Consider the following 9,007-nt stretch of genomic DNA (forward strand, 5'->3'; position numbering starts at 1 on the left):
TCGGCGCGACGCTCGGCGATCGAGTAGTCCTCGACCTCATCAGCGCCAGTGCCGTGGCCAGTGGTCGCGCCGCCAGTCCCAGCGCCCGCGGTGTCGGTCTCGGCTTGGGTGTTGGCGGCGGCTTGGGCGTCGGCGTACTTGTGGTCTTTCACGCGCTGGTCGAGGGCCTCGGCCAGGACGGCCGCTTCCTCGGTGGCCAGGATCGCCGAGACGCTGGACATGCCGTCGACGCCCTTGTGGAACCGCACCCCGCGGGTGCGGGCCGCTTCCTGACGGCGCAGGCGGATGCCGTTCGCGTCGTAGCGGGCGATGATCGCATCGACGTTGCCGCGGATGGCTTTCTCGCCCATGCGCACCCCGCCCTCGATCGCGGCGAGGTACTCCTCGACGACCTGCCGCTGCACCGCCTCGAGCACATCGACGTGGACGGTGGCCATCTGCGAGGCCAGGATCTTCGCGGCCTGCAGATCCAGCCGCCCCTGCGCCATCGCGGACAGGATCGCCGGATACCGCAGGTGCAGATCGAGGGCGAAGGTGATCATCCGTTCGGCCCGGCCCGTCGAGATCGCCATCGCCGACACCACGTACCCGGCCGCGACATCGATCGGATCGAGCACGGCATGACCGGGCCGACACTCACCGCCGCCCGCCCCGGACTCCTCCCGGCGCTGGCATTCGACAAACAACTCGTAACAGGCCACGAACCGGCGCGCCGCCGCACGATTCTCGCCCATCCACCCCTCACGCGCCGCCGCCCGCAACCCCGACAGCGACACGGGCGCCGCGGAACCGGCGCCGCCACCAGACGAGGAGGGGCCACCGGACGCGGCGTCTGCGTTACCGCCCATGTGCTCCACCCCCTGCCCGTCTGGTTGGTATCGAATCTGTGTTCTATGATACGCACACACATTCGACCGAGCAAGGGTTTTCCCCCGACGCACCGGAGGATCACAGGAGACGCGCCGGGGGTCGAGCAGCTAGGCCGAATCGCGCGGTTCCGGGCCGACGACAGCGAAGAGCATGGCGGTGAACTGCCCGTCGGTGTCGACTTGACGACGGTGGAGGCGGAGCCGACGGGGGAGCAGGGGGCGGCCGGAGCCGAGGACCACCGCGCACTGGTGGATCCACACCCGGTCGAGCAGGCCGAGATCGGCGAACTGGCCGGCGAGGTCGCCTCCACCGACCACCCAGACGTCCCGCCCCGCCGCGGCCTCGACGAGGCGGGGGTGCAGGTCGGCGACATCGCCGGCGAAGAACTCCACGCCGTCGACGGGGTCGAGGTCCCGGTGGGTGACGACCCAGGTGGGCTGTGAGTACGGCCAGACGAACGGTTGGCCGTCCTTGGTGAGATCCCGGCGGACCCACTCGAAGGTGTTCGCACCGCAGACGATCGAGCCGACGCCGGCGAAGAACCGGTCGAAGTGGAGCTCGGGCGCCGACTCGTCATCGGCCCCGGCAGTCGACCCCGGCGCGGCGCCTCCGGGAGTGGTGAAAAGCCAGGTGAGGCTTTCGTCGTCGTCGGCGATGTACCCGTCGAGGCTCGTCGCGGTGCAGTAGATCGTGGCCATGCTCAAGAATCGCACGGTGGCGCGCGCCGCGCGAGGGGGAGAGGGCCCGTACTCAGCGCCGGCCGCGTGCCTCGCGGTAGATCTCGACCAGGGAGTCCGTGGAGGAATCGAAGGTGGGGCCCGGGTGGGTGTCGGCGGTGAGCGCGCCCAGCAACTCGCCGGCCTGGGCCTTGCCCAGCTCGACGCCCCACTGGTCGAACGCGTTGATGCCGAGGACCGCGGCCTGGGTGAACACGATGTGCTCGTACAGGGCGATGAGCTGGCCGAGGACGCCCGGCGAGAGGGACGGCGCGAGGATCGTGGTGGACGGCCGGTTCCCGGGCATGACCTTGTGCGGCGCGAGGGTCGGGTCGACGCCGTCGGCGAGGACCTCCTCCTCGGTCTTGCCGAACGCCAGGACCCGCGACTGCGCGAACAGGTTGGCCATGAGCAGGTCGTGCATGGACACCGCGTCCGACCCGTCGGTGGGGTGGGCGTCCAGGTCCGTGCCCGGGCGGGCGATCCCGATGAAATCGACGGGAACCAGCTGGGTGCCCTGGTGGAGGAGCTGGAAGAACGCGTGCTGGCCGTTGGTGCCGGGCTCGCCCCAGTAGACCTCGCCGGTGGGGTAGGTGACATCGGAGCCGTCGAGCCGGACCGACTTGCCGAGCGACTCCATGGTCAGCTGCTGCAGGTAGGCCGGGAACCGTCGGAGGTCCTGGGCGTAGGGGATCACGGCCTTGGACTGCGACCCGAGGAAGCACGTGTACCAGATCCCCAGCAGCGCCATGAGGACCGGTGCGTTGTGCTCGGGCGCCTCGGTGGCGAAGTGCTCGTCCATCGTGTGCAAGCCCTCGAGCAGTTCGATGAACGCCGGTGGCCCCACCGTGATCATCACCGACAGCCCGATGGCGGAGGAGACGGAATATCGTCCACCGACCCAGTCCCAGAACTCGAACATGTTGTCCGCCGCGATGCCGAAGTCGGCGACCTTCTCGGCGGCGGTGGAGACGGCGACGAAGTGCGAGGCGATCGCGTCCTCGGAGCCGAGGGCCTCCACGAAGTGCCGGCGCGCCGCGTGCGCGTTGGCCATGGTCTCCTGGGTGGTGAACGTCTTGGAGGCGACCACCACCAAGGTCGTTGCCGGGTTGATCTCCGCGAGGGTGGCCGAGAGGTCGGCGGGGTCGACGTTGGAGACGTACCTGGCGCTGATGCCGGCCGTCCGGGACTGCCGCAGGGCGCTGTCGACCATCACCGGGCCAAGGTCGGAGCCCCCGATGCCGATGTTGAGCACCGTGTCGATCCGCTCGCCCGTGTGTCCGGTCCACTCGCCGAAGCGGACGCGGTCGGAGAAGTCGGCCATGCGTGTGAGTACCGCGTGGACGTCGGCCACCACGTTCCGGTCGTCGACGACGAGTTCGGCATCGGGCGGAAGACGGAGCGCAGTGTGGAGAACCGCGCGGTCCTCGGTCGTGTTGATGCGGTCGCCCCGGAACATCGCGGCCCGCTGCGCCGGCAGCCGGGCGGCGTGGGCGAGTTCGAGCAGGGCGGACAGGATCTCGTCGGTGACCAGATGTTTGGACAGGTCCACGTGCAGATCGCCCGCGGTGACCGACATCCGGCGGCCGCGGTCCGGGTCGGCGTCGAACAGCTCCCGCAGAGACACCTCGCCGATCGACGGAACCAGGTTCTCCACCGCTGTCCACTGCTTCGTCGTGCTGATGTCGGTCATGGCTTCGAGGCTAACCGGGAATAACGGCGGGCCGCGGGCCGTTCCGGCGATGTGACCCCCGTAGTTTCTCCCGACGCCCCCATCGCCCGCCAGGCCGAGCGACTCATCGAGCTCGGCGTGCCCGAGCTCGCCGGAATCACGGCCGACCAACTGCGGGCCCACGCCCGCGCCCTGCCTGCCGGACCCGGTGACAGCGAAGGCGGTGGCGGGTCCGTGCTGGCCGTCCACCCGTCCCTGGTGCCCACCGCGCGACTGGCCACCCTCATGCGCCGCCACGGTAAGGCGGGCTTCGTCGTCGTCGACATGACCGACCTGGCCGAGTTCGTGCCCACCGACGACGTCCACGTCCCGGACGCCCCGTTATACCTGGTGGGGGACGTGACACGCGACGACGACATGCTGGACTGGACGCCCACCGACGCCCACACCGAGATGGGCGCCCGGGGTCGTACCCCGCTCACCGTTTCCGAGGGGATCAGCTGGCTGCTTCAGCGCCCCGACCTACTGGAGCCCGGGAAGTGCTTCATGTGCATCGGCTCACGCAAACCCAAGAAGGGCGGCGGGCTGGACTCGCGGACGCCCGCACTGTGGATCAGTGGCGGGACGGGCCGCGACGGCAAGCAGAACAAGGGCGCGCCCAAGGTGGGATGGTGCTGGGCGAACAATCACCACACCTGGCTGGGCTTCGCGTCCACGGCGGGCAGGGTCGGGCCGGAAGAGTAGCCGGGGCCCTGGTTGTCAGTACAGCTAGTAGCCCAGGCGGCCCCGGCCGAGACGCAGCAGCATGCCGGCGAGGGTCTGCCCTTCCTCGCCGAGCGAGGAGAACCGCTCGTACACCTTGAGCTCCCGGGTGTGGACGAGCTTCGTGCCGCCCGACTTCATGCGGGTGCGGCCGATGCGCTTGGAGATCTCGCTGCGGCGGACGATCGCATCGAGGATCTCGGCGTCCAGGCGGTCGATCTCCAATCGCAGTTCCTGGATTTCGGACTCTGACAGCGGGTCGTCGGTGCCGGCGGGATCGATGCTCATGACCGAATTATCCCACTGCGCCCCGAACCGGACGAATGACCGTCTAATGTTTCCGCCCGTGGAAGATATCAACACGTTTCTCGCCGACATCGGATCGGTGATCTGGGGACCGTTCGTCCTCATCCCGCTGCTGCTGGGCACCGGCCTGTTCCTGACGATCCGGCTGCGGATGCTGCAGTTCCGCAAGCTGGTCCCCGCCCTCAGGCTGGGGCTGCTGAAACGGAAGGACGACGGCGGCGAGGGTGACATCTCGCAGTACCAGGCGCTGACCACCGCCCTGGCCGCGACCGTCGGCGTGGGCAACATCGTCGGTGTCGCCACGGCCATCGCGCTGGGCGGACCGGGTGCCCTCTTCTGGATGTGGATCACCGCGCTCGTCGGCATGGCGTCCAAGTACTCCGAGGCGTTCCTCGGTGTGCGCTTCCGCGTCACCGACGCCCGCGGCGAGCAGTCCGGCGGCCCGCAGTACTACCTGCACCGGGGGTTCGCGGAACTCTTCGGGCGCACCGGCGGCAGGATCGGCCTCGTCCTCTCCGTCGTGTTCGCGGTGTTCGCCGTCCTGGCCAGCTTCGGCATCGGCAACATGACCCAGGGCAACGCGGTGGCCACCCAGCTGGACAACTCGTTCGGCGTCCCGCACGTCACCACCGGCATCGTGATGTTCGTCCTCACCGGCGCGGTCCTCCTCGGCGGAATCAAGGCGATCGGCCGCGTCACCGCCGGGTTCGTGCCGCTGATGATCGTGCTCTACCTCGTCGGCGGGACCGTCGTGCTCGTGGTCAACGCCGGCCAGATCCCGTCGGCGTTCGGCCAGATCTTCTCGGACGCGTTCACCGGCACCTCGGCGGTCGGCGGCTTCGTCGGCTCGGCGATCCTCTACGCCATCCAGATGGGTGTCGCCCGCGGCATCTTCTCCAACGAGTCCGGCATGGGATCCGCCGCCATCGCTGCGGCGGCGGCCAAGACCACCCACCCCACCCGGCAGGGCCTGGTGTCGATGACCCAGACGTTCATCGACACCATCATCGTCGTGACGTTCACCGGTCTGGTGCTGGTGACCACGGGTGTGTGGCAGGAGGGCAGCGACAGCGCCGGGACGATGACCGCAGACGCCTTCGGCTCCGCGATCCCCGAGGGCGACAAGCTGGTGGCGGTGTCCATCGCGTTCTTCGCCTTCTCCACCATCCTCGGCTGGTCGTACTACGGCGAGCGCTGTATGGAGCGGCTCGTGGGCGCGCGCGGCGTCATCCCGTACCGCATGGTGTTCACCTGTGTGGTGTTCGTGGGGGCGGTCACCGAACTCGAGGTGGTGTGGAACTTCGCCGACGTCATGAACGGCCTCATGGCCATCCCCAACCTCATCGGCCTCCTGGTCCTCTCCGGCCTCATCGTCCGCGAGACGCGCCACTACCTGGACAACGACCCCGGCCTGACCGCCACGGCGTCCCAGGTGAAGGAGTTCACGGGGGCCGGTCAGCGCTGAGCCCGGGGTGTCGGACCGGGTGGGTAGATTGGACCCACGATGACCGACACCGCACACGCTTCCGCCCGACCGACCACGCCCCACTCGCCCCTTTTGGACGGGCTCAACCCACAGCAGGCCGCCGCGGTCACACACCGCGGCGGCCCGTTGTTGATCGTGGCCGGCGCGGGCTCGGGCAAGACCAGCGTGCTCACGCGGCGGATCGCGTACCTGCTGGCCGAGGGTGGCGCGCACCCGGGGCAGATCCTGGCCATCACGTTCACCAACAAGGCGGCCGCCGAGATGCGCGAGAGGGTCGCCACACTGGTCGGCCCGCACGCCGAGCGGATGTGGGTGGCGACGTTCCACTCGATCTGTGTGCGGATCCTCCGCGCCCAGTCCGCGCTGCTCGGGACGCGGAACTCGAACTTCACGATCTACGACTCGGACGACTCCCGGCGGCTGCTGGGGATGATCGCCAAGGAGCAGCAGCTCGAGGTCAAGAAGTTCACCCCCCGGATGCTGGCCACGGCCATCTCCAACCACAAGAACGAGTTGCGCGAGCCGTCCGAGGCGATGGACCGGGCGATGGAGGACTCCGACCGCACCGGGCAGACCGTCGCGGCCGTCTACACGGAGTACCAGTCGAGGTTGCAGGCGGCCAACGCCTTCGATTTCGACGATCTGATCGGGGAGACGGTCGCGCTGCTGCGTGCCCACCCCGAGGTCTCGGCGTACTACCGGCGGCGGTTCCGTCACGTCATGGTGGACGAGTACCAGGACACCAACCACGCCCAGTACGTCCTGGTGCGCACGCTCGTCGGCGGGGCGGCCGGGAACGACGACGAGGTGGGCGTCCCCCCGGCCGAACTCTGCGTTGTCGGTGACGCCGACCAGTCGATCTACGCGTTCCGCGGGGCCACGATCAGGAACATCGAGGACTTCGAGCACGACTACCCCGATGCACGTTCCATCCTGTTGGAGCAGAACTACCGTTCCACGCAGACCATCCTCACGGCCGCCAACGCCGTGATCTCGCGCAACCCGGGCCGCCGGGAGAAGAACCTGTGGACCTCCGAGGGCGCGGGTGAGCTGTTGGTCGGCTACGTGGCGGACAACGAGCACGACGAGGCGAGGTTCATCGCCGGGGAGATCGACAGGTTGGTCGACTCGGGTGAGGCCTCCTACTCCGACATGGCCGTGTTCTACCGGACCAACAACTCCTCCCGCGTGGTCGAGGACGTGTTCGTCCGACTGGGCCTGCCCTACAAGGTCGTGGGCGGCACCCGGTTCTACGAGCGCAAGGAGGTGCGCGACATCGTCGCCTACCTCAAGGTGCTGGGTAACCCGGACGACACCGTGGCGCTGCGCCGGATCCTCAACACCCCCCGACGAGGGATCGGGGATCGTGCCGAGGCGTGCGTAGTGGTCCACGCCGAGCAGCGGGGGATCGGGTTCGGCCGCGCGTTGCGGGACGCGGCCGAGGGAAAGGTGGCGCTGCTGCCGACGAGGTCCGTCAAGGCGATCGCCGGGTTCGTGCAGATGCTCGACGACCTGCGGGGGCGGCTGGACGGCAGCGGTCACGCCGCCGGGGAGGACTCGGCGCCCGATGTCGGGGCACTGGTGGAGGCCGTGCTGGAGAGCACCGGCTACCGCGCCGAGCTGGAGGCGTCCAACGATCCGCAGGACGCCGCCCGGTTGGACAACCTCAACGAGCTCGTCGGCGTGGGCCGGGAGTTCTCCTCGGAGGCCGCACTGCAGCGCTCCGCGCGGGAGCAGGGCTTCGGGATCGAGGACGCCGGGGAGGCCGCGGGTGCGGTGCCCGACCAGACGGATGCCGACCTCGACGAGGGTTTGGCGGAGCCCGGGTCGCTGGCGGCGTTCCTCGAACGGGTCTCGTTGGTCGCCGACGCCGACCAGATCCCGGACGAGGATCAGGGTCAGGTCACTCTCATGACCCTGCACACCGCCAAGGGGCTGGAGTTCCCGGTGGTGTTCCTCATCGGCATGGAGGACGGACTCTTCCCGCACATGCGGGCGCTGGGGGACCCGGCGGAGCTGTCCGAGGAGCGCAGGCTCGCCTACGTGGGGATCACGCGCGCCCGCAAGCGCCTGTATCTGACCCGCGCGATGATGCGCTCGTCCTGGGGGCAACCCATGACCAATCCCGGGTCGCGGTTCCTGGAGGAGATCCCCACCGAGGCGATCGAATGGCAGCGCGAGGAGCCGGCCGGTGGTGGCGGTGTCGGGGATGACGACTCGTACGTCCCGCGCCGCCGCTTCGGAGGCGGCTCGGGCGGCTACGGTTCGGGCGGGTACGGCTCAGGTGGAGCCGGGTCCGCGAGTGGACGGTCGTCCGGGATCCCCCGCGCGAAGGCGTCCGCCCCCGCCCTCGAGCTGGCGCCGGGGGACCGGGTCACCCATGACAAGTACGGACTCGGCAAGGTGCTGTCCTGCGACGGCAGTGGGCCGCGGGCCACTGCGACGATCGACTTCGGTGCGTCGGGCAAGGTCCGGCTGATGCTCATCGGGGGCGTCCCCATGCAGAAGCTCTAGAGCAGAGGCGTCATGGCGCCGCCGGGGCCGGGCCTCTCGGACAATCGAGTGGGCCCGGCCGGAACAGGTCGAACTGTCAGCTACCGAAGGCGGAGGCGACGCTGCCCGCGAGCACGTCGAGACCGTGCTCGGCCAGCCAGATGACGGGATCGACGTGCTGCTGGCCGTCGTTGACGAGCACCTCGAAGTGCAGGTGGGTGCCGGTCGAGAAACCGAGGTTGCCCATGCCGGCGATCTTCTGACCGGCGTAGACGCGCTGGCCCTTCTGGACGTCGACGGTCTCCATGTGGCCGTAGACCGTCATGGTGCCGTCGTCGGACATGATCCGAACCCAGTTGCCGTAGCCCTGGGCGGGGCCCGCGTCGACCACGACGCCGTCCGTGGCAGCCAGGATGGGCGTGCCGTTGACGTTGGCGATGTCGATGCCCGAGTGCATCACGCCCCACCGCATCGCATAGGGGGAGGTGAACGCGCCGATCGCGGGGATGACGACCTTCGGCCGTCGCGCCTGCTCCTCGGCGATCTCGCGCTGGGCGTTGATCTCGGTGCCCGCGTACAGCATCGTCGAGCTGATGTCATCGGTGGACGAGCCGTCGGCAGCGGCCGGCACGACGACCGGCGCCGGGGCCGAGGGCGTCGCCGGCGCCGAGGTCGACGGTGCACTGGGCGCGGAGGTGGCGG

At 69.4% G+C, this 9,007-nt stretch carries 8 protein-coding genes; 3 read left to right on the forward strand and 5 right to left on the reverse strand.

Annotated elements, in window-relative coordinates; all coding sequences use genetic code 11:
* From G6023_RS11390 to pgi, 3 genes are all read right to left on the reverse strand, one after another.
* On the reverse strand, positions 1-848 hold an 848-nt coding region (locus G6023_RS11390; RefSeq protein WP_182635567.1), incomplete at its 3' end, for a DUF222 domain-containing protein.
* A 129-nt stretch (positions 849-977) separates the two neighbouring features.
* Positions 978-1,568 carry a dihydrofolate reductase family protein gene (locus G6023_RS11395; protein ID WP_182635575.1) on the reverse strand — a complete coding sequence of 197 codons (591 nt, stop codon included), beginning with the start codon at positions 1,566-1,568 and terminating at the stop codon, positions 978-980.
* A 52-nt stretch (positions 1,569-1,620) separates the two neighbouring features.
* Entirely contained in the window at positions 1,621-3,279 is a 1,659-nt protein-coding gene (gene pgi / locus G6023_RS11400) for a glucose-6-phosphate isomerase (RefSeq protein WP_182635569.1), read from the reverse strand.
* Between the two features lie 51 nt (positions 3,280-3,330).
* Between pgi and G6023_RS11405 the strand changes: the two genes are divergently transcribed.
* Positions 3,331-4,002 carry a DUF5701 family protein gene (locus G6023_RS11405; RefSeq protein WP_182635571.1) on the forward strand — a complete coding sequence of 224 codons (672 nt, stop codon included), beginning with the start codon at positions 3,331-3,333 and terminating at the stop codon, positions 4,000-4,002.
* A gap of 24 nt (positions 4,003-4,026) precedes the next feature.
* On the opposite strand, the gene G6023_RS11410 is transcribed toward G6023_RS11405, so the two are convergent.
* Complete coding sequence (locus G6023_RS11410; protein WP_069388780.1) at positions 4,027-4,308, reverse strand: chorismate mutase; 282 nt, start codon at positions 4,306-4,308, stop codon at positions 4,027-4,029.
* 58 nt (positions 4,309-4,366) lie between these two features.
* Here G6023_RS11410 and G6023_RS11415 point away from each other — a divergent pair, with 58 nt between their 5' ends.
* The gene (locus G6023_RS11415) at positions 4,367-5,791 is read left to right on the forward strand and encodes an alanine/glycine:cation symporter family protein (RefSeq protein ID WP_463059515.1); all 1,425 of its coding nucleotides are present in this window, start codon (positions 4,367-4,369) and stop codon (positions 5,789-5,791) included.
* A 39-nt stretch (positions 5,792-5,830) separates the two neighbouring features.
* Positions 5,831-8,326 (forward strand): UvrD-helicase domain-containing protein, encoded by a 2,496-nt coding sequence (locus G6023_RS11420; RefSeq protein WP_182635573.1) that lies wholly within the window; start codon positions 5,831-5,833, stop codon positions 8,324-8,326.
* 76 nt (positions 8,327-8,402) lie between these two features.
* Here G6023_RS11420 and G6023_RS11425 read toward each other — a convergent pair.
* Positions 8,403-9,007 (reverse strand): M23 family metallopeptidase (locus G6023_RS11425; RefSeq protein WP_182635574.1); only part of this gene is annotated, 605 nt, incomplete at its 5' end.

Source organism: Dietzia sp. DQ11-71, from assembly GCF_014144995.1.
GTDB classification, from domain to species: domain Bacteria; phylum Actinomycetota; class Actinomycetes; order Mycobacteriales; family Mycobacteriaceae; genus Dietzia; species Dietzia kunjamensis.